Raw genomic sequence first — 20,525 nt, forward strand, 5'->3', positions numbered from 1 at the left:
ACGACTCCCCTTCCGAACGGCCACGACATGAACGACCTCGCGACCACGCCTTCCGCACAGCCCCATCTCGGCATCGTCGCCGCGCACCGCGACGCCGCGGCTGCGGCGCCGATCAAGCTGCGCGCGCAGGGGCTGGATTTCTTCTACGACAAGTTCCATGCGCTCAAGCACATCGACCTGGACATCCCGGAGAAGCGCGTCACCGCGCTGATCGGGCCGTCGGGCTGCGGCAAGTCGACGCTGCTGCGCATCTTCAACCGCATCTACGCGCTGTATCCGAAGATGACCGCCACCGGCGAGGTGCTGCTGGACGGCGAGGACATCCTCGATCCGAAGTACCCGATGAACCGGCTGCGCAGCAAGGTCGGCATGGTGTTCCAGAAGCCGGTGCCGTTCCCGATGACGATCTTCGAGAACGTGGCCTACGGCATCCGCCACCATGAGCGACTCTCGAAGTCGGCGATGGCCGATCGCGTCGAGGAAGCGCTGCGCCAGGGCGCGCTGTGGGACGAGGTGAAGGACAAGCTCAACCAGAGCGCGCTGGGCCTCTCCGGCGGCCAGCAGCAGCGCCTGTGCATCGCCCGCGCGGTCGCGCTGCGCCCCGAGGTGCTGCTGCTGGACGAGCCGACCTCGGCGCTGGACCCGATCTCGACCAGCCGCATCGAGCAGCTGATCGAGGAGCTGAAGCAGAACTACACGATCGCGATCGTCACCCACAACATGCAGCAGGCCGCGCGCGTCTCCGACTACACGGCCTTCATGTACCTGGGCGACCTGATCGAACACGATTCGACCGAGAAGATCTTCTCGCGGCCCTCGAAGCAGCAGACCGAGGACTACATCACCGGGCGGTTCGGGTAAGGCAGGTCGTTTGCGCGGCATTGTTTCTGGTAGAGCGGGCTTCAGCCCGCTGCGCATCGATTCCACGCGACGGCAAGCGGGCTGAAGCCCGCTCTGCCGAAGACGGCCACCCCACCGCCCCCCGACGCTCCAGGCGATCCACCTTCACGAGACACCGACCATGAATCCTCCTCCGCACCACCACATCGTCAAGAGCCACGACGACGAGCGCCGCGTCCTGCTGGAGGAAATCCTGCGCATGGGCGAGATGGCGGCCGCGCAGCTGGAAGCCGCGCTGGACGTGGTCGACCGCCGCGACGGCAAGGCCGCCGAGCGGATCATCGCCAACGACGAGGCGATCGACGCGCTGGAACTGCAGGTCAGCCACGACGCGATGAAGCTCGCGCTGCGCGGCCCGCTGGCGCGCGACCTGCGCGAGATCCTCGCCGCGCTGCGCATCGCCTCCGACATCGAGCGCATCGGCGACTACGCCTCGAACGTGGCCAAGCGCTCGATGGCACTGAACCTGTCGCCGCCGCTGCCGCACACCCGCGGCCTGGGCAGCCTCGGCCGGCTGGTGGTGCGCCAGGTGCGCAAGGTGCTGGCGGCGTACCGCGACGGCGACGTCGAGGCCGCGCAGCAGGTGCGCGCCGAGGACGCGGAGATCGACACCCAGTACACCGGCCTCTTCCGCGAGTTGCTGACCTACATGATGGAGGACCCGCGGGTGATCACGCCCTGCACCCACCTCCTGTTCATGGCCAAGAACCTGGAACGGGTGGGCGACCATGCCACCAACATCGCCGAGAACCTCTGGTTCCAGGAATACGGCGAGACCGCGATGCCGCCGCGCGACAAGCGCGACAACTCCAGCACGACCGTCTGAGCCCGCCGGCCGGAAGCATGACTTCCGGCCTATCGCCCTGCCCGGAAAGCTGAATTCGGACTGAACCTTTCCCGCGGAGGCACGCAAACGGGCGCAACGCCCGCCCCGCCCGGGGACTCCTTTGGCGCGACCGTGAACGCAATCCCGCGTTACAGTGCGAGCCCTCAGGAGCAGGCCATGCAGGACTCACAGTTCGAACACTCCCTCGACCGCGCCCGCCGGGGCGACCGTACCGCGCTGGAGCGCGTGCTGGTGCGTTCGCGCCAGGACCTGCGCCGCTACGCCGAGTACCACTGCGCGGTGAACGACGTCGAGGACGCGGTGCAGGAAAGCCTGCTGCTGGTGTCGCGCAAGCTGGCCAGCCTGCGCGAACCGGCCGCCTTCACCTCGTGGCTGTTCCGCATCGTCAAGCGCGAGTGCAACCGCCTCAAGCGCGCCACCCGCTTGGTGCTGATGCAGCCGTCCGACCTCGAGGAGATCGAAGGCCCGCATGCCGCGGCACCGAGCGGCCTGGTGCGCGACGTCGCCCAGGCGCTGGCGCGCCTGCCGGCGCACTACCGCGAAGCCATCCTGATGCGCGATCTCGAGGGCATGACCATCGCCGAGATCGCCAAGCAGCTGTCGCTGCATCCCGAAGCCGCCAAGGCCCGTATCCACCGTGCGAGGAGCCTGGCGCGACAGTACCTGTCCGGCTCCGATGCCTGCCCGCTGTCGGCGCTGCCCGTTTCCGGCTGATCCGCCGCCACCCCGTTCCCTTTCCGCAACACTTCACACCCCAGGAGAGACTCCATGTCCAGCAACAAGAAGCCCGTCGCCCTCGCCATCTCCACCGCCCTGCTGCTGTCGGGCTCCGCGTTCGCCTCCACCCCGCTCAGCCAGGGCTACCAGCTCGGCGCCGACACCGTGATCGACGCCAAGGCCGCCGAAGGCAACTGCGGTGGCGCCAAGGCCGGCGAGGCCAAGTGCGGTGCGAACAAGCCGGCCGCCGAGGCCAGCTGCGGCGCCAACAAGCCCGCCGCCGAAGCCAAGTGCGGCGCCAACAAGCCGGCCGAAGGCAAGTGCGGCGAAGGCAAGTGCGGCATGGCGAAGATGGACACCGACAAGGACGGGAAGCTCTCCCGCGCCGAGTTCGCCGCGGCCCACGGCGGCAAGGACGACATGTTCGCCGGCCACGACACCAACAAGGATGGCTTCATCAGCGCCGACGAAATGAAGGCCGCGCATGAAGGCAAGTGCGGCGAGGGCAAGTGCGGTGGCGACAAGGCCCAGGCCGAAGGCAAGTGCGGCGAAGGCAAGTGCGGCGGCATGGCCTGATGCCCGCCCGCGCCGGCGTCCCTCGCGACGCCGGCGCTTCCCCGCGGCCGCCCGGACGACGGACGGCCGCGATGAAGGTCCCGATCCCCCGTCGTCCGTCCCGCGAACGTTCTCGATGACCGTCTCCCCGCTTCCCGACCATGCCGCCGGCCTCGGCCTGCGCCGTCCGCTGCTGGCGGACATGCGCGCCGCCTCCGCGGGCGCCTTCGACTTCCTCGAAGTCGCACCGGAGAACTGGATCGGCGTCGGCGGCGCGCTGGGTGACGGCTTCGCCGACCTGGCGTCGCGCCACCCGGTGGTCTGCCACGGCCTGTCGCTGTCGGTCGGCGGCCCGGCGCCGCTGGACGAACCGTTCCTGCTGAAGCTGCGGCGGTTCATGGACACCCATCGCTGCCCGCTCTACAGCGAACACCTCAGCGCCTGCGGCGACAGCCGCGGCCATCTCTACGACCTGCTGCCGCTGCCGTTCACCGAGGCGTCGGTGCATCACGTCGCCGCGCGCATCCGCCGCGTGCAGGACGTGCTGGGACAGCGCATCGCGATCGAGAACATCTCGTACTACGCCGCGCCGTTCCGCGAGATGGACGAGATCGATTTCCTCAACGCCGTGCTGGCCGAGGCCGACTGCCTGCTGCTGCTCGACGTGAACAACATCGTGGTGAACGCCACCAACCACCGCTACGACCCGCGCGCCTTCCTCGCCGCCGTGCCGGGCGACCGCATCGCCTACCTGCACGTCGCCGGTCATTACGACGAAGCCGAGGACCTCAAGATCGACACCCACGGCACCGCGATCGGCGACGCGGTGTGGGATCTGCTCGACGACACCTACCGCCGCTTCGGGCCGCTGCCCACGCTGCTGGAGCGCGACTTCAACCTGCCCCCATTCGAGGACCTGCTGGACGAACTCGGCCAGGTCCGCCGCCGTCTCGCCGGAGCGCCCGCGCATGACCAGCGTCGCGCCGCCTGACGCCGTGCTGCGCGCGCAGCAGGACGCGCTGGCCGCCCACATCCGCGACCCCGACGGCGTCGCGCCGCCGGACGGCGTCGAGGCGCGCCGGCTGAAGATCTACCGCGAGCTGTTCTTCAACAACGTCGAAGGTCTGCTCGCCGGCAATTTCCCGGTGCTGCGCCGCGTCTACGGCGACGACGGCTGGCCCGCGCTGGTCCGCGCGTTCTACCGCGACCACGACTGCCACACGCCGCTGTTCACCGAACTGGGACGCGAATTCCTGCGCTACCTCGACGAGCGCGCCGACGGCGACGCCGGCCGCGACGATCCGCCGTGGCTGCGCGAACTGGCGCACTACGAATGGGTGGAACTGGCGCTGCAGATCAGCGAGGCCACCCGCGACGACGTCGCGCACGATCCCGCCGGCGACCTGCTGGCCGGCGCGCCGCGGGTCTCGCCGCTCGCCTGGCCGCTGGCCTACGCCTGGCCGGTGCACCGGATCGGCCCCGACTACCGGCCCGATACCCCGCCGGACACGCCGACGCTGCTGCTGGTCCGCCGCGAACCCGACGGCCGCGTCAGCTTCCATGCGCTGACGCCGCTAGCATTCCGGCTGCTGCAGCGGCTGGAGGAAACCCCGGATCTGTCCGGCCGCGAACAACTGGTCGCCCTGGCCGCGGAGGCCGGCGCGCCGGACCTCGACGGCTTCGTCGCCGAGGGCGCCGCCCTGCTGGCCCGGATGCGCGACGAGGGCACGCTGGTCGGTACCAGCCTCGCCCGACCCGGACAAGACTGACCGTCGGCACGGCAGCCCGGCCGGGGGCGTCTGCTAGGCTTTGCGCATGGAAGCCGCCCCTGCCCCCGCCCTCGGCAAGATGTCCGAACGTTTCCGCGGCTACCTGCCGGTGGTCGTCGACGTGGAAACCGGCGGCTTCGACTGGAACCGCCACGCGCTGCTGGAGATCGCGGTGCAGCCGGTCGACCTCGACGAGGACGGCCGGCTCGTGCCCGGCGACATCGCCAGCGCCCACCTGATTCCCGCGCCCGGCACCGAGATCGATCCGAAGTCGCTGCAGATCACCGGCATCGACCTCGACCATCCGTTTCGCCTCGCCAAGCCCGAGAAGGACGCGCTGGACCACGTGTTCGCCGCGGTGCGCGCCGCGGTACGCAAGCACGAATGCCAGCGCGCGATCCTGGTCGGCCACAACGCGCATTTCGACCTGAACTTCCTCAACGCCGCGGTCGCGCGCACCCAGCACAAGCGCAACCCGTTCCATCCCTTCAGCGTGTTCGACACCGTCACGCTGGCCGGCGTCGCTTACGGCCAGACCGTGCTGGCGCGCGCGGTGATGGCCGCGGGGCTGTCGTGGAACGGCGAGGAAGCGCACTCCGCGGTCTACGACACCGAACGCACCGCCGAGCTGTTCTGCAAGATCGTCAACGGCTGGCCGCGGCTGGGGTGAGGACGAACGGGCACGCGCTGGCGCCCTGGTTCGGACCGCGCGACGGCAGTCTGTTCGATCTCGACATCGTCTTTGCATCCCCGGGCGGCGTCATCGCCGCCTTCGATGCGCTGTTCGCGCGGCATGGCGGTCGCAATGTCGCGAAGAAAGCATCGCTGTGGCTGCGGGCAGAAGAGACGGAAGTGCCGTTCACCGGCCCCGGCGACGCGCGCCGTGTGATCGACGGCACCATCGATGGCTTCCACGTCCTGCTGGGCGGTCTCATGGTCGACGGCGTGGCATTGCCGGACATCGGGGTCTTCGTGCATGCGGACACGCTGGGGTTCGACATCGCCCCCGGCCCGGAGTGGACCGATGCGGCGATCGCGGCCTTCATCACGCTGCTGGCGTCGCTGCGAATCCACGGCGGCCGGCTGGACGCCACGTCGGCCGGCAGCGAAGGCACGGTGGCGTTCCGGCGCGAGATCGACGCGATCGCCACGCGGTAGCGCTGCCCGGGGCGATGCAGCTCAGCCGCCAGCCGTCGCCTGCTGCCCCCGCCACCCGCGCACGATCCCGAACAGGCTGATCGCGATCCACGTGCATTGCAGCAGCGCGACCGACAGGTTGAAGCCGCCGACCAGCGACACGAGGATGCAGGACGAGCCGGCGATGTTGGCCAACTGGTACGGCAGGCCGGTGCCCGACAGGCGCCCGCTCTGCATCAGGAAGTAGCTGCCGACGACGAGCGCGCTGCCGAGCAGGCCGACGCCGTCGTACCACGCCAGATTCAAGCGGACACCCGCTGCCGCACCGCCTCGAACAGCGCCACGCCGGTGGCGACCGAGACGTTGAGGCTTTCCACACCGGGCGCGTTCGCCAGGCCCGGCATCGGAATGGTGACGAGGCCGTCGCAGTGCTCGCGGGTGAGCCGGCGCAGGCCGTCGGCCTCGCCGCCCAGCACCAGCGCGATGTTGCCGCGCAGGTCGATGGAATACAGCGACGCCGTGGCCTCGCCGGCCAGGCCGTAGATCCACACGCCGAGTTGCTGGATCTCGCGCAGCGTGCGCGCGAGGTTGGTCGCGCGCACCACCGGCACGCTGTCGGCGGCGCCGGCGGAGGTCTTGCGCACGGTGGCGTTGACCTGCACCGCCTTGTCCTTCGGGATGATCACCGCGGTCACGCCCGCGGCCGCCGCGCTGCGCAGGCAGGCACCGAGGTTGTGCGGGTCCTGCACGCCGTCCAGCACCAGCAGCAGCGCCTTGCCTTCGGCGGCTTCGATCAGCGCCGGCAGGTCGTCGTCGGTGTAGGTCTTCGACGCGGCATAGCGCGCGACCACGCCCTGGTGGCGCAGGCCGCCGGCGACGCCGTCGAGCGCGTTGGTCGCGACCCGGCGCACGTCGATGTCCTTGCGGCGGGCGTTTTCCTCGATCTCGGTCAGGCGCGGGTTCTTCGCGCCGGCCTCGATCATCACTTCGCGCACGTGGTCGGCGTCATGCTCGACCGCGGCGGCCACGGCGTTGATGCCGGCGATCCACTGGGAAGATTTGCTCATCCCGCCATTGTGCCCGGACCGCGGGGCGTTTGCCCGGCCACGCTATCATCCCGGCCCCGTCCGATCGCGCCCCACGACCGCCCCGCCATGTCCGCCGACACGCCCGAACACGCCCGGATCGCCATCGTCGGCGGCGGCCCCGCCGGGCTGATGGCGGCCGAGGTCGCGACCGCGGCCGGCGTGCAGGTCGACCTGTTCGAGGCCAAGGGCTCGGTCGGCCGCAAGTTCCTGATCGCCGGCAAGGGCGGACTCAACCTCACCCACGGCGAACCACGCCCCGCGTTCGACGCGCGCTACCGCGAGCGCGCGCCGCAGGTCGCGCGCTGGCTCGATGCCTTCGACGGCGAAGCGCTGCGCGCATGGGCACGCGGGCTGGGCGTGGAGACCTACGTCGGCAGCTCCGGGCGCGTGTTCCCGGACGACCGCAAGGCCGCGCCGCTGCTGCGCGGCTGGGTGCGGCGCCTGCGCGAGAGCGGCGTGCGCTTCCACGTGCAGCATCGCTGGCTCGGCTGGGACGCCGACGGCGCGCTGCGCTTCGCGACGCCCGCGGGCGAGCGCCACGTGCACGCGGACGCGACCGTGCTCGCGCTCGGCGGCGCGAGCTGGCCCGAACTCGGGTCCGACGGCGCGTGGTTCGGCGGTCTCGCCGCGCGCGGTGTCGACCTCGCGCCGCTGCGGCCATCGAACTGCGGCTTCGACATCGGCTGGAGCGCGCTGCTCGCCGACAAGCACGCCGGCGCGCCGCTGAAACCGGTGGTGCTGCACTGGCGCGACCTCGACGGCGGCGAATGCGCGCTGCAGGGCGAATGCGTGCTCACCGCGACCGGCGTCGAAGGCAGCGCGATCTACGCAATCTCGGCCGATTTGCGCGAGACCATCGCCCGCGACGGCCACGCGATGCTGTGGCTGGACCTCGCCCCAGGGCGTCAGCTGGAACGTCTGGAAGCCGTTCTCTCCGCGCCGCGCGGAAAACGCAGCGTCGGGGAATTCCTGCGGCGGCAGGCGGGGCTCGATGCGGCGAAGGCCGCGCTGGTGTTCGAAGTGTTGCCGCGCACCGCGTTCGACGATGCCGATGCCCTCGCCCGCACGATCAAGCGCCTGCCCCTGCGCCTCGTCGCCGCGCGCCCGGTCGCCGAAGCCATCAGCACCGCTGGCGGCGTGCGCCTGGAAGCGCTGGACGACACGCTGCAGCTGAAGGCCCTGCCCGGCGTCTTCTGCGCCGGCGAGATGCTCGACTGGGAAGCCCCGACCGGCGGCTACCTGCTCACCGCCTGCTTCGCCAGCGGCTTGGTCGCGGGGCGCGGGGCGGCGGCCTCACTCGAAACGACGTCGTAGGGCGGGCCCTGGCCCGCCGTTGCGACTGTTCCGATGATCGTGGCAACGATCGACACCGCTTCGATGATCCAGCGGTGCGATCGGGCACGCCGCAATGGCGGGCCAAGGCCCGCCCTACGTGCCTTTTCTGATGATCATGGCAACGATCGACACCGCTTCGATGATCCGACGGTGCAATCGGGCACGCCGCAATGGCGGGCCAAGGCCCGCCCTACATCAATATTTCTGCTTCGGCCGCTTCGCCGGCTGGCCGCGCGGGGGCGGCGGTTTGACGCCGCGTTCCTCGAACAGGCGGAAGTCGATCTTGCGGTCTTCCAGGCTGGCCTTGAGCACAACGATGCGCACGCGGTCGCCGAGGCGGAAGACGCGGCCGACGCGTTCGCCCGACAGCGTCTTGCGGATCGGATCGAAGTGGTAGTAGTCGTGCGGCAACTGGGTGACGTGCACCAGGCCGTTGACCTTCGAATCGTCCAGTTCGACGAACAGGCCGAAGCTGGTGACGCCGCTGATGGTGCCGTCGAACTCGCCGCCGACGTGCTTCTCCATCCACGCGGCGCGGTAGCGCTCGTCGACCTCGCGCTCGGCCTCGTCGGCGCGGCGCTCGCGTTCGGAACACTGCAGCGCAAGCCCGGCCATCGCGTTCGCCGAATACGTGAACGCCGCCGGCTTCTCGCCGCTCAGCGCATGTTTGATCGCGCGGTGCACCAGCAGGTCGGGATAGCGGCGGATGGGCGAGGTGAAGTGCGCGTAGGCCTCCAGCGCGAGGCCGAAGTGGCCGGCGTTGTCCGGCGAATACACCGCCAGCGACTGCGTGCGCAGCAGCACCGATTCCAGCAGCGTGGCGTCGGCACGGTCGCGGATCTTGGTCAGCAGCGCGGTGAAATCGCGCGGCTCGACCTTCGCCCAGGGCGGCATCCGCAGCTTGAACTCCTTGAGGAATTCCAGCAGGTCGGCGTACTTGCCTTCCGGCGGCTTGTCGTGGATGCGGTACGGCGCCGGCACCTTCTTCTTCAGCAGGAAGCGCGCGGCCTCGACGTTCGCCGCGATCATGCATTCCTCGATCAGCTTGTGCGCGTCGTTGCGCTGGAGCATGCCGGCCTGCACCACCTCGCCCTGCGGACCGAGGACGAAGCGGACTTCGCTGCTCTCGAATTCGATCGCGCCGCGGGCCTTCCGCGCCTTCGCCAGCAGTTGGTAGAGCTGGTGCAGGCGCTGCACCTGCGGCAGCAGCGAGCCGATGCGCGCGACCGCGTCGGCCTCGCCCGCACCGACCGCCTGCCACACCTGGGTGTAGGTCAGCCGCGCGTGCGAATGCATCACCGCTTCGTAGAACTTCGACTTCGTCACTTCGCCGTCGAAGTCCACCTGCATGTCGCAGACGAAGCAGAGGCGATCGACCTTCGGATTGAGCGAGCAGATGCCGTTGGACAGCGTCTCCGGCAGCATCGGCACGACGAAACCGGGGAAGTACACCGACGTCGCGCGCAGCTGCGCCTCGTCGTCCAGCGGGGCGCCGGGGCGCACGTAATGCGAGACGTCGGCGATGGCGACGATCAGCCGGAAACCATTCCGGTTCGGTTCGCACCACACCGCGTCGTCGAAGTCCTTGGCGTCCTCGCCGTCGATGGTGACCAGCGGCAGATGCCGGATGTCGATTCGCTTGGCGTCGGCGTGGCCGGCGAGATCGGCCTCGGTGACCGACAGCGGCACCGCGGTCGCTTCGGCGAGCACCGCGGGCGGGAATTCATGCGGCAGGTCGTGGCCGTGGATCGCGGCCTCGACCACCAGCGACGGCGTGAGCTTGTCGCCGAGCACGGCGAGGATGCGGCCGATCGGCGGCCGGTAGGCCTCCGGCGCGCTGACGATCTCGCAGACCACCAACTGGCCGTTGCGGGCATCCATCCGCGCCTCGACCGGGATCTGCACGTTGCGCTGGATGCGGGCGTCGTCGGGGACGACGTAGCTGATGCCGGAGTCGACCGTGAACCGGCCGATCAGGCGGCTGATCCGCCGCTCCAGCACTTCGACGATCGCGCCTTCGCGCCGGCCGCGGCGATCGACGCCGGTGACGCTGGCCATCACGCGATCGCCGTGCAGCACCTTGCGCATTTCCAGCGGCGGCAGGAACAGGTCGTCGCCGGCCTCCTGCCCGGCCACGACCTCGGGGCGCAGGAAGCCGAAGCCGTCGGGGTTCGCGATCACGGTGCCGCGGATCAGGTCGACCCGCGCCGCCGGCAGGTAACCACCGCGCCGGTTCTGCAGCACCTGGCCGTCGCGCAGCATCGCCGCGAGGCGCTTGCCGAGGGCATCGCGACGCTCGGGCGTGTCGAGGCCGAGATGGCCGGCGACGACTTCCGCGGTCATCGGGCCGTCGGCGCCGCCGAGCAGGCGGAGGATGGCCTCACGGCTGGGAATGGGATCGGCGTAGCGTGCGGCTTCGCGTTCGGCGAAGGGATCCTGCACGCCGCCGGTCTGGGCGGGACGCGGGGTAGCGGGGCGCGACCGGGTGTCGGGCTTCGCGCGGGCCGGTGCGGCACCGGCGACGGCATCGGGCAGCCACGGGGCCGGCTTGTTCGAGCGCGGGCCGGGTCCCTTGCGACCTTCCGACCTGGGGCCTGCGGCGGGGCGCTTCGGCGCCTTGGGCGGCTTGCCGGAACCGGGGGAACGCGGATCCGCGTTCTTCGCGGCCTTCGACCCGCCCGCGTGAGAGGAAGCGCCGGCGTCGGCGCGCGGGGGACGGCTGGCTGCCGTCTTTTTCTTGGTTTTGTTGGACATCGACCGACAGTATACGCCCCGGCCGGAACCGTGCCGGCAGGCCCGCCGCCAGGGCTCGAACACGACATGCGCAATCAACCGTTGACATCGCGCGCGTCGCAAAGCAACATACGCGCCCACCTGCCCAGGTGGCGGAATTGGTAGACGCACTAGTTTCAGGTACTAGCGGGTAAAACCGTGGAGGTTCGAGTCCTCTCCTGGGCACCAGACACGAAACAGAAAACCCCGCGAAAGCGGGGTTTTTTGTTGCCTCGGCGACGCCGATGCGAAGGCACCAGTACGGCGGTGCGGATCACGTCGGGCAGGCGATGAACTTGCCCTTCGGATCGCGGCAGGTCTTCTTCGATGCGGCGGCGGTCGGGCACCTGGCGAAGTGGCCCTTGGCGTCGCGGCAGCGCGCGGGCATGACGACCTTCGCGGCCGGTGCGGCAGCCGGCGTCACCGCGGACGCAGCGGTGGCCGGCCTTGCGGCCGGGGGCGTGGCGGTGGTCCGGGCAAAGGCGGCGGGAATGCTGGCCGCGGACAGAATCAGGGCAGCGAACAAGGAAGCAAGGGCGGGTGCACGGCGCATCACAGGTCTCCGGAAGCATCAGCCGGATCGGCTGGTCGCAGTCTCGGCCCGCGGCCTTTGCCATCGCCTTGCGGGCACATGACGATGCGTCCATGCGCCGGAAGCTCCGCCGCCGCGACGGCGGCGGAGCGGTGCCGGATCAGCGCCCGGCGGTGCCGTTGATGTAGGCGCGGCTCAGGGCATACGCCTGCGCGCCGATGCGATGGCCGAGCTTGCGCCCTTCCAGGTCGCCGTTACGGAAGTGGATACCACCGTACAGCCGCGAGATGCCGGCTTCGTCGGCCGCGGCGGTGAACGTCGACCACGAGAGCGTGAGGTCGCGCGCAGGCACCGTGCCCGGTTCCACCGACGAGCTGCCGGCCTTCACCACGGCCGAGTTCGGGAAGACATCGCTGCCGGTGAACAGCTTGAGCACTTCCGCCGCCGAGGCGCTGAAGGTGCTGTGGCCTGACACGTGTTCCGAGAACGGCGGGGTGATGAAGGTCGCGACCTGGTACGGGCGCCAGTTCTGGCCCTGGATGATCTTCGTGCCCTGCCCTTCACCGCCCCACGCGGGGATCGCGCGGCCGTTGAACAGGTAGCGGATCAGCGTGATCGGGCGCACGTAGTCGTACTGGCGCTTGAAGCCCCACACCGAGATGCCGGCGTCGAACATCGCATTGCTCAGCGCGAAGTGCATGCGCACGTCCTGGCCGAGGTCGTGGTGGCGGCGATCGGACACCTGCTTCGCGAACAGCAGCCACGTGCCCGGCGGGGTTTCGGAACCCGGACCGTCGGCCCACCATTCGGCGATGCTCTTGGTGCGATCGGTGAGCGTGGCGCTGTAGCCCACGACTTCCGCCGACTGGCGCCAGAACTCGAAGCTGCCCTGCGGCGCCGGGGCCGACACCGCGAACTGGTTGTAACGGGCGATGCCGAAGCCCTTGACGTTCCCCCAGTGCGGCACGAGGAAGCTCTGGATGGTCGTGCCGCCGCTGCCGTTGGGCACCGCCAGCGGCTGCCAGCGGGTGGGATCGATGACCTGGGTCGGCGTGTTCACCGGCACGTAGCCGGTGTAATCGCTGTAGGCCGCGCCGCCGTTGATGTCGCCCAGCTGGTTGGCGCCGTCGGCGTGGCGGAACTGGATGACGGCCGCCGCGGCGACGTTACCCACGCCCTGCGCGGTGGCGAGGTCGCCGCCGAAATCGCTCGGGTTGTAGCCCAGACGCAGCATTTCGGCGTCGAACTGCGCCTTGCGGGTCGGGAACAGATCGACCAGCGTGCGGTAGGCGGCGTAGCTCATCGCCTTGCGACGGTTGGCGTCGTTGCGTTCGGCCTCGGGACGACGCAGTTCGCCGCCCAGTTGCGTGCCGTTGGCCCTGGTGTCGTAGGCGGCCCAGGCGTCGTACATCGCGGTGTTCATGATCGCCGCCGCACGGGCGAAGATCGGCGGCGCCATGCGCGTGGCGCGCACGGCCTGCAGGGCCTGGTCGTTCCAGTCGGTGACGAGGGTGGCCGCGCCGGCATTGCCGATCGCGCAGAAGCAGGCGGCGCAGGCGATCGCCAGCGCGCCAAGGGACAGTCGTTTCATTTCGGGTCCTTGAAGGGGGTGAGCGTGACGGTGCACTGTCCGTCGGCCCCCCTGCCGCCCCCCGGACTGTCTACCCCATCACGCGGCGCATGGTGCATGGATGTCGCGGACGCCGCAACGCGGTCGCGGGTCCGGCACGGGATACGGGGAAACGGGCCGGATCAGGCCACGCGTCCATCCACGTTGGCCGCCGCCTCCACCCGACGGTGCAGGCCCAGCACCGAGCCGGCGAGCAGCGCCAGCGGCACCAGGGTGAGATAGAACGCGGTCTGCCCGCCGACGCGCGCGAACAGCTGGCCGGTCACGAACGAACCCGTGGTGCCGCCCAGCGCCGAGAACACCACGATCAGGCCGGTCATCGCCGCATGCCGGTGCTTCGGCAATGCGCTGAGCACCACCGAGTTGATGGTCGGATAGATCGGTGCGAGGAACAGGCCGATCAGCGGCAGCGCGAACGCCGCCGCAGGCGCGTGGCGCCAGCCGTCCGCAGCGGGCGGTGCGACGCCGTCGGCCAGCGGCAGCGCGAGCAGCACGATGCCGGCGGCCGCGCACAGGCAGCCCAGCAGCAGCCATTGCCAGGGAACGCGGCGCAGCACGAGGCCGGCGAGCAGCCGCCCCAGCGCCGTGCACGCGGCGAACACGCTCGCGAGCTGCACGCTGGTGGCGGTCGACAGGTGCAGCAGGTCGGCGTTGAAGGTCGGCAGCCACGTGCCGATGCTCTGTTCGATCAGCACGTACAGGAACGCCGACACCACGAACACCGCGACCAGCGGTCGCAGGGTGAGGCGCAGCATGTCGATGAACGCGCTGCCCGCAGGCGCATCGCCGGCAGCCGCCTCGTCCGCACGCGCACGCGATTCGTCCAGGCGCACGCTGGCGAGCAGCGCGATCGCCAGCGCGCACGCGCCGGCCAGCCAGAGATAAAGATCCAGCCACACCGGATCGGTGGCCGCCTGCTGGCGTTGGATGAAGAGGCCGAACAGCCACGGTCCGGCGAGCACGCCGACCATGAACCAGCCTTCGATCGTGCTGGTGAGGCTGGCGTGGCGGCGGCGATCGTCGGTGAGCAGGCCGATCGCCGCGTACACCGACACCTTCACCAGCGCGAACGCCACGCCGGTGGCGGCGAGCATCAGCTTCACCATCCAGAACGCGTTGGCCGCACGCATCGCGAGGCAGGCGATCGCGACCAGCGCGAGCCCGGCCATCATCGCGCGGCGGTAGCCGAAGCGCGGCAGCCACGCGGCGACGAGGAACGACACGATCGCGATCGGCAGGTCCTTGTAGCCGTCGAGCACGCTGACCGCGGCCTTGTCCGCGCCCAGCGCGACCTGGCTCTGCAGGATCAGCGTGCCGACGCTGTTGAGCAGCACGGCGAAGATCGCGTAGGTGGCGATCATCGCCGCGATCATGCGGCGGCGGGCGCCGGCGGGGGCATCGACGGTGGACGCGGAGGTGGTGGTCATCGCGATCTCGGAAGGCCGCCGGCGCGGAGGCACCAGCGGCAGGGACGGATAGGGTCGCATCGATCGGGCATCGCCCCCCGCCCCAGGAGAGGGGTTGGGGCGGAGGGCGACCCCGCGATCACCACCGGTACGCGGCGGAGACCTGGTAGGAGGCACCCTCGATCGGGCGACCCATGAACACACCCGCGCTGGTGGCATTGCCGATGACGCGGGCATTGCCTTCGGTCAGCGCGATCTCGTCGGTGACGTTGCGGCCGGTGAGCGCGAATTCCCAGCGCTCGCCGACGCGCATGTTCGCGCCGATGTCCCACGTGGTGTACGCCGGCAGCACCTGGCCGTTGGCCGGATCGGAATAGCGATCGCCGACGCGGGTGACGGTGGTGTAGACCTTGGCGTCGCCCCAGGGCAGCGTCCAGTAGTAGCTCGGCGTCAGCCGCGCGCGGAACCGCGGCTGGCGCACCACCTGGTTACCGCTGAAGGCGCCGAAGCGGCCGTAGTTCGCATCCAGCCAGGTCGTGTTCCAGCCCAGCTCGAACCCGGCGAGGGGCCGCCACGCGCCCTCGAACTCCAGGCCTTTCGCGCGCGAGTCGCCGATCACGACGATGTTGTTGCCGCCCTGGTCGAAGGCCTGGAACGGCAGGCCCTTGAAGTCGTTCCAGAACGCGGTGAGGTACAGCTCGTAGGTGTCGCCGGCGGCCTTCAGGCCGACTTCGTACTGGTCGATCTCCTGCGTTTCGGTCGCGCGGTCGCGCAGGTTGTCGAACGAGGGGAACTTGAAGCCGCTGTTGATCCGGCCGAACACGCTCAGGCCGTCGTTGACCTTGAAGTTCGCGCCCGCCGTCCACGACGTGTGGCTGTCGGTGCGATCGATCGAGCGCGGCGTGGTGGCGACCGACGTGTTGTTGTCGTACAGCGTGTCCGGGTTGCCGTCGAGATCGACCGACACCGGATCGACCACGGTGCCGTCCACCACCTGCCGCTCGCGGCGCACGCCGGCGTCGAAACGCAGGCGATCGGTGGGATTCCACTCGTCGGCGACGAACAGCGCGGTGTTACGGCCGTCGTAATCGCCGCGGATGTTGTAGAACGAAGTGCCGACGAAACCCTGCCGCGTCGCGACGCGGCCGTCTGCCAGCGCCACGTCGATGCGGCGGGCGTTGTTCTCGGCGCTCAGCAGCATGTTGTTGCCCAGCCACCAGCGATCCTTCGACGAGTACTTGGCGACGTACGCACCGAACGTCAGCGCGTTCTGCTCGCCCAGGTCGATGCTGAAGCGCAGGTCGTTGGTGAACGAACGCAGGTGCTTGTCGACCACCCACCAGCCGGCGGTCAGCACCTGCTGGTCCTGCGCCACCGTGCCGCCGCCGTTGACGAACGTGCCGGTGCCGGTCGCGCCGGCGCCGTAGGTGTCGGTGATGAACGACGACAGCGTCTGCGGGTTGGCACCGGTGAACAGCGCGTTGGTCGGCGCGTCGCCCGACAGCACGTTGAAGCGGTCGCTGATCGTCCAGCGGCCCACGGTCCAGTCCAGCGCGCCGCCGAACACGGTGATGTCCACGCCACGGCCGTCGGCCATGTAGCGCCGCATGGTGCCGTTGCCGATGCCGGTGGGCAGCGTCACCCGGCGGAAGTCGTCGCCGATCAGCGTGCCGCTGGTGGCGTCGATGCCCGGGAAGCCGGAGATGTCGCTGCCGTTGTTGCGCGAGCGCAGCGGGATCGCGGTGTAGAAGGCGTTGCGGTCGTCGGTGCGGCGGCCGTAGACGGTGAATTCGCCGGTGTCCCAGCGCCGGGTGAGCGTGCCGACGATCTGGCCGCCCTGCTCCGCCGGATAGCCGATGTGGCGTACGCCGTCGGTCTCGCGCCAGAAGCCGCCGACGCTGTACGACCAGCCGTTGCCCTCGCCGAGCGGACCGCCCTGGAAGACGTCGACGCGGCGCAGCGCGTCGGTGCCGAACGTCGCGCGCACGCTGCCGGCCGGGGTGTCGCCGCCCTTCTTCTGGATGAAGTTGACGGTCACGCCCGGCTGGCCGTTGGAGAAGATCGGGCTGGGGCCGCCGCGCAGGCCTTCCACGCGCTCGACGGTGTCGTCGATGCGGAACAGCGTGGTGTTCTCCAGGAACGACAGCGTCGGCGGCGGATAGATCGGCGAACCGTCGAGCTGGAGGGTGAAGAACGGCGCATCGCCTTCCGACGGCATGCCGCGCACGAACACGTTGGCGCCGGTGCCGCCGCCGCTGGATTCGGCCCACACGCCGGGCACGATCTTCAGCAGGTCGGCGGTGCTCGCCGGTGCCGCCTCGCGCACTTCGTCCTCGTTTGCGGTGCTGATCGAATAGCTCGCGTCGCGCTTGCGCACGCCGCGGAATTTAGCGCTGCCGCTGACGACGATGGTGTCGAGTTCGCCGGCCGCCTGCGCGGCGTTGCCGTCGTCGCGGCTGGCCGGTGTCGCGGCGTCCTGCGCGGCGACGAGCATCGGCGCGAGCGCCGCGGCGATGGCCATCGACAGGGCGTAGCGCATCGGGGTCGTGGACTGCATGGTGTTCCCTCCGGGTGTCTGAATTCGAGCGAGGTGGAAAAGCCGCCGCGGTTTCTGGGTCCGCGTGCGTCAGGGGTGCGGGTGTGGCTGGATGAAGCGGTCGAGGTCGAGGTCGGCGATCGACGGCAGCACGACGTCGGCACGCGCCAGCCGCAGCGGATCGCCGATGCCGATCGCCGGCATGCAGGCCGCGCGGATGGCCTCGATGCCGGCCGCGGCGTCCTCGATGCCGATGCACGCCGCCGGCGCGACGCCGAGCCCGCGCGCGGCGTCGAGGAACAGGTCGGGATCGGGCTTGCCGCGCAGCACGCGCGCCGGATCGGCGACGTAGTCGAACAGCTCGGCGATGCCCAGCCGTTCCAGCAGCCGCGGCGCATTGCGGCTGGCCGAGGCCAAGCCGAGGCGCAGGCCCCGCGCGCGCGCCGCGACCAGCAGTTCGCGCGCCCCGGGGAACAGATCCTGCGGGCCGAACGCGTCGATCGCGTCGAGGTAATAGCCGTTCTTGCGCTCGGCGAGCGCCTGCTTTTCGGCGTCGGTGAACGTCCGCGGCGCGCGCGCCAGCACGCGCTCCAGCGAGCCCATGCGATCGACGCCCTTCAGCGCCTCGTTGTCCTCGGCGGTGAACGGCGTGCCGGTCTCGTCGGCGATCCGCTTCCACGCGAGGAAATGCATGCGCGCGGTGTCGGTGAGCACGCCGTCGAGATCAAGGATCAAGGCCTCGCAGCGATGCGGGAACGCCGGCGCGCGCCGCGACGCGGCCGGCGCCAGCGGCATGCGCACCAATGCCTCTGTCGTCAGCGTGAAGGCGGTGCCGTCGTGCGACAGCGAAAGCGGCTCGCCGTCGATCAGGCGGTAGTCGACGCCCTCGCCGTCCACGCGTACCTGCAGCGCGCGGCCGCGCCAGCGCAGCGCGAACGCGTACGCGGGCCAGCCCGGCGGCAGCTGCGGCGCGAACGCCAGCACGCCGTCACGCACGCGCACCCCGCCGAAGCCCTGCACCAGCGCGAGCCAGCTGCCGGCCATCGCCGCCATGTGCACGCCGTGGCCGGTGTTGCCGTGCAGGTCGTCGAGATCGACGCGCAGGCAGTCGAGGAAGTAGTCGAGCGCGCGCGCGGGCTCGCCGATCGCCGCGGCGACGATGCCGTGCACCGACGCCGACAGCGTGGAATCGTGCGTGGTCAGCGCTTCGTAGTAGTCGAAGCTGCGCTTCATCCGCAGTGGCGGCACGTCGTCGCCGGCCAGCGCCAGCGCCATCACCACGTCGGCCTGCTTGCAGATCTGGTGGCGATACAGCGTGAGCGGGTGGTAGTCGAGCAGCAGCGGCCGGTGGCCGTCGGTCTTGCGCGCGAACGGCCAGCGCGGCTTGTCGAGGAAGGTGTCGTCCTGCGCATGGATGCCCAACTGCGCATCGACGCCCTGCCACATCGCGTCGGCCGCATGGCGCCACAGCGCGACCTCGTCCTCGTCCAGCGCCAGGCGCGCGGCCAGCGCGGCCTGCGCGTCCGGACGCTCGCGGTACAGGCGTTCCCAGACGTCGGCGGCACGCCACAGGTGCCGCTGCGCCATGCGGTTGGTGTAATGGTTGTTGTCGACCAGTGCGGTGTATTCGTCCGGGCCGGTGACCTCGTGCAGGCAGAAGGCGCCGTCGCGGCGCGGGTCGAAGTGGCCGATCTGCGGCCAGATGCGCGCGGTCTCGAACAGCATCTCCGCGCCGGCGTCGACGAGAAAGTCGAGATCGTCGGTGGCGTCGACGTACAGGCCGATCGCGTACGCCACCGCGGCGTTGATGTGGTACGCCGCTGAGCCGCTGGGATAGTGCGCCGAGCATTCGCCGCCGGCGATCGTGCGCCACGGGTACAGCGCGCCGCGCGGATGGTTGAGCTCGCGCGCATGCGCCCGGGCGGCGTCCAGCGTGCGATGGCGCCAGCCGAGCATCGCCCGCGCCGCCTCCGGTGCGACCAGCGCCATCACCGGCAGCACGAAGGCTTCGGTGTCCCAGAAGCAGTGCCCTTCGTAGCCCTCGCCGGTGAGGCCCTTGGCCGCGGTGCCGTCGACGCCGCTGCGGCCGGCCGACTGGAACAGGTGGAACAGGTTGAAGCGCAGCGCCTGCGTGATCGCAGGATGGCCGGCCACCTCGGCATTCGCGCCGTTCCAGAACGCCTGCAGCGTCGCGGCCTGGCGTGCGGCCAGGCCGTCGAACCCGTGCGTGTCCGCGAAGACGAGCGCGCGCGCGGTGCGCACGTCCAGCGCTTCGCCGGCATCGCTCGCGGCATGCACCACGTGTTTTTCCAGCACGACGGTCGAGCCCGGCGCGGCCTCGGCCGCGAACACCTGGAACACCCGCCCCGGCTCGACGCCGGCGTCGACGCACTGCAGGCCGTCGCCGGGCACGTGCCGCTGCACGCAGCGCACGCGCAGCACGCCGTCGCGCCCGCTCTGCGCGCGCCACGCGACGTGCGTGTCGGCATCGCCGCCGACGTCGCGCAGGCCCGCGCCGCCACCGGCGCCGATGCGCGGGTCGTCGCCCTGCGCGACCGCACGCCCGCCGGAAATCAGGCACGACACCAGCCGCAGCGGGCCGCGATACGTTTCCGAGGTCACCGCGTAGCGGATCGCCAGCACGTCGGGTGCGTCCAGCGGCAGCACGCGCTCGGCGCGGATCGACAGCACCTCGCCGCCGGCCGTGCGCAGGCGCTGCGTGCGCACGTAGCGCCCGGTGCGCAGGTCGAGCGTGCGTTCGGCGTCGAGGACGTCGCAGGCGGCCGGGTCGAGCCAGCGGTCGCCCAGCCACAGTTCGATGCGGGTGCCGTCGGCGACCGGCACGCGGGTGTCGGTGCTGCGCGCGAACCCGGGCAGGCGCTCGTGATGGTGGATCGGCGACTGCGCGTAGGCCGCGGCCAGGAAGGTGCCGCCGGCGCCGTCGGCCGATTCCTCCGCCCCGCCGCGGACGCCGAGCGAGCCGTTGGCGAGCGCGAACAGGGTGTCGTCCAGCGCGGCGCGGGCCGGATCGACGCCGGTCACCTGCAGCCGCCACGGGTCGATCCCGGCCGTCGCCGTCTGCCCGTCCCGCCCCGCTTCGCCACCCAGATCGCGCATGCCGTCCCCGGTCATCCGTCCGCCGACCGCGGACGGGCGCACCTTGGAATCGACTGTTATCGATGTCAAGTCATCGATGTCAGCTCATGCCCGCGCATGCCAAGCCCGGCATCGCGCACGGCGAAGGACGGCGCAAGCCCTTGTTTCGATTGAGACGGGCAGCAGGCACGGCACGACCGGCGGG

16 protein-coding genes and 1 tRNA gene are annotated in these 20,525 nt (G+C 70.6%); 10 read left to right on the forward strand and 7 right to left on the reverse strand.

The genetic code is table 11. The annotated features are described in order from the left end of the window. The first annotated feature begins 27 nt into the window (after positions 1 to 27). The 8 genes from pstB to ACT53Q_RS01905 all read left to right on the forward strand — a co-directional run bounded on the left by pstB (position 28) and on the right by ACT53Q_RS01905 (position 5,946). Positions 28 to 861: a phosphate ABC transporter ATP-binding protein PstB gene (pstB, locus tag ACT53Q_RS01870; protein ID WP_476185163.1), complete on the forward strand. Its 834-nt coding sequence runs from the start codon at positions 28 to 30 to the stop codon at positions 859 to 861. 160 nt (positions 862 to 1,021) lie between these two features. Further along, positions 1,022 to 1,726, forward strand: a complete 705-nt coding sequence (gene phoU, locus ACT53Q_RS01875; RefSeq protein ID WP_476184950.1) for a phosphate signaling complex protein PhoU — start codon at positions 1,022 to 1,024, stop codon at positions 1,724 to 1,726. 177 nt (positions 1,727 to 1,903) lie between these two features. Continuing rightward, positions 1,904 to 2,461 carry an RNA polymerase sigma factor gene (locus tag ACT53Q_RS01880; protein ID WP_476184951.1) on the forward strand — a complete coding sequence of 186 codons (558 nt, stop codon included), beginning with the start codon at positions 1,904 to 1,906 and terminating at the stop codon, positions 2,459 to 2,461. A gap of 54 nt (positions 2,462 to 2,515) precedes the next feature. After that, a complete protein-coding gene (locus ACT53Q_RS01885) occupies positions 2,516 to 3,040 on the forward strand; it encodes an HvfA family oxazolone/thioamide-modified RiPP metallophore (protein ID WP_476184952.1) in 525 nt (174 codons plus the stop codon). A 115-nt stretch (positions 3,041 to 3,155) separates the two neighbouring features. Continuing rightward, positions 3,156 to 4,010 (forward strand): HvfB family MNIO-type RiPP peptide maturase, encoded by an 855-nt coding sequence (locus tag ACT53Q_RS01890; RefSeq protein ID WP_476184953.1) that lies wholly within the window; start codon positions 3,156 to 3,158, stop codon positions 4,008 to 4,010. Continuing rightward, on the forward strand, positions 3,988 to 4,788 hold the full coding sequence (locus ACT53Q_RS01895) for an HvfC family RiPP maturation protein (RefSeq protein ID WP_476184954.1): 801 nt from the start codon (positions 3,988 to 3,990) through the stop codon (positions 4,786 to 4,788). The genes ACT53Q_RS01890 and ACT53Q_RS01895 overlap by 23 nt, the downstream gene beginning before the upstream one ends. A gap of 46 nt (positions 4,789 to 4,834) precedes the next feature. Beyond that, positions 4,835 to 5,458 (forward strand): ribonuclease T, encoded by a 624-nt coding sequence (gene rnt, locus ACT53Q_RS01900; RefSeq protein ID WP_476184955.1) that lies wholly within the window; start codon positions 4,835 to 4,837, stop codon positions 5,456 to 5,458. Further along, a complete protein-coding gene (locus ACT53Q_RS01905) occupies positions 5,455 to 5,946 on the forward strand; it encodes a hypothetical protein (protein ID WP_476184956.1) in 492 nt (163 codons plus the stop codon). The genes rnt and ACT53Q_RS01905 overlap by 4 nt, the downstream gene beginning before the upstream one ends. 21 nt (positions 5,947 to 5,967) lie before the next feature. Here ACT53Q_RS01905 and ACT53Q_RS01910 read toward each other — a convergent pair whose 3' ends face one another. Both ACT53Q_RS01910 and rlmB read right to left on the reverse strand, forming a co-directional pair. Continuing rightward, on the reverse strand, positions 5,968 to 6,231 hold the full coding sequence (locus ACT53Q_RS01910; RefSeq protein ID WP_476184957.1) for a CBU_0592 family membrane protein: 264 nt from the start codon (positions 6,229 to 6,231) through the stop codon (positions 5,968 to 5,970). Continuing rightward, on the reverse strand, positions 6,228 to 6,992 hold the full coding sequence (rlmB, locus tag ACT53Q_RS01915; protein WP_476184958.1) for a 23S rRNA (guanosine(2251)-2'-O)-methyltransferase RlmB: 765 nt from the start codon (positions 6,990 to 6,992) through the stop codon (positions 6,228 to 6,230). The genes ACT53Q_RS01910 and rlmB overlap by 4 nt, the downstream gene beginning before the upstream one ends. A gap of 87 nt (positions 6,993 to 7,079) precedes the next feature. On the opposite strand from rlmB, the gene ACT53Q_RS01920 reads away from it, so the two are divergent. Next, complete coding sequence (locus ACT53Q_RS01920; protein ID WP_476184959.1) at positions 7,080 to 8,327, forward strand: TIGR03862 family flavoprotein; 1,248 nt, start codon at positions 7,080 to 7,082, stop codon at positions 8,325 to 8,327. A 216-nt stretch (positions 8,328 to 8,543) separates the two neighbouring features. On the opposite strand, the gene rnr is transcribed toward ACT53Q_RS01920, so the two are convergent. Next, positions 8,544 to 11,102 carry a ribonuclease R gene (gene rnr / locus ACT53Q_RS01925; RefSeq protein ID WP_476184960.1) on the reverse strand — a complete coding sequence of 853 codons (2,559 nt, stop codon included), beginning with the start codon at positions 11,100 to 11,102 and terminating at the stop codon, positions 8,544 to 8,546. Between the two features lie 122 nt (positions 11,103 to 11,224). Here rnr and ACT53Q_RS01930 point away from each other — a divergent pair. Beyond that, positions 11,225 to 11,309, forward strand: a tRNA-Leu gene (locus ACT53Q_RS01930). Between the two features lie 503 nt (positions 11,310 to 11,812). On the opposite strand, the gene ACT53Q_RS01935 is transcribed toward ACT53Q_RS01930, so the two are convergent. From ACT53Q_RS01935 to pgmB, 4 genes are all read right to left on the reverse strand, one after another. Continuing rightward, the gene (locus ACT53Q_RS01935; protein ID WP_476184961.1) at positions 11,813 to 13,243 is read right to left on the reverse strand and encodes a vanadium-dependent haloperoxidase; all 1,431 of its coding nucleotides are present in this window, start codon (positions 13,241 to 13,243) and stop codon (positions 11,813 to 11,815) included. Positions 13,244 to 13,404: 161 nt separating this feature from the next. Then, positions 13,405 to 14,709 (reverse strand): MFS transporter, encoded by a 1,305-nt coding sequence (locus tag ACT53Q_RS01940; RefSeq protein WP_476184962.1) that lies wholly within the window; start codon positions 14,707 to 14,709, stop codon positions 13,405 to 13,407. A gap of 118 nt (positions 14,710 to 14,827) precedes the next feature. Further along, positions 14,828 to 17,245 carry a TonB-dependent receptor gene (locus ACT53Q_RS01945; protein ID WP_476184963.1) on the reverse strand — a complete coding sequence of 806 codons (2,418 nt, stop codon included), beginning with the start codon at positions 17,243 to 17,245 and terminating at the stop codon, positions 14,828 to 14,830. A gap of 69 nt (positions 17,246 to 17,314) precedes the next feature. Further along, positions 17,315 to 20,341: a beta-phosphoglucomutase gene (pgmB, locus tag ACT53Q_RS01950; protein ID WP_476184964.1), complete on the reverse strand. Its 3,027-nt coding sequence runs from the start codon at positions 20,339 to 20,341 to the stop codon at positions 17,315 to 17,317. Positions 20,342 to 20,525 lie beyond the last annotated feature (184 nt).

This window comes from Lysobacter sp. DMC97 (assembly GCF_056313745.1).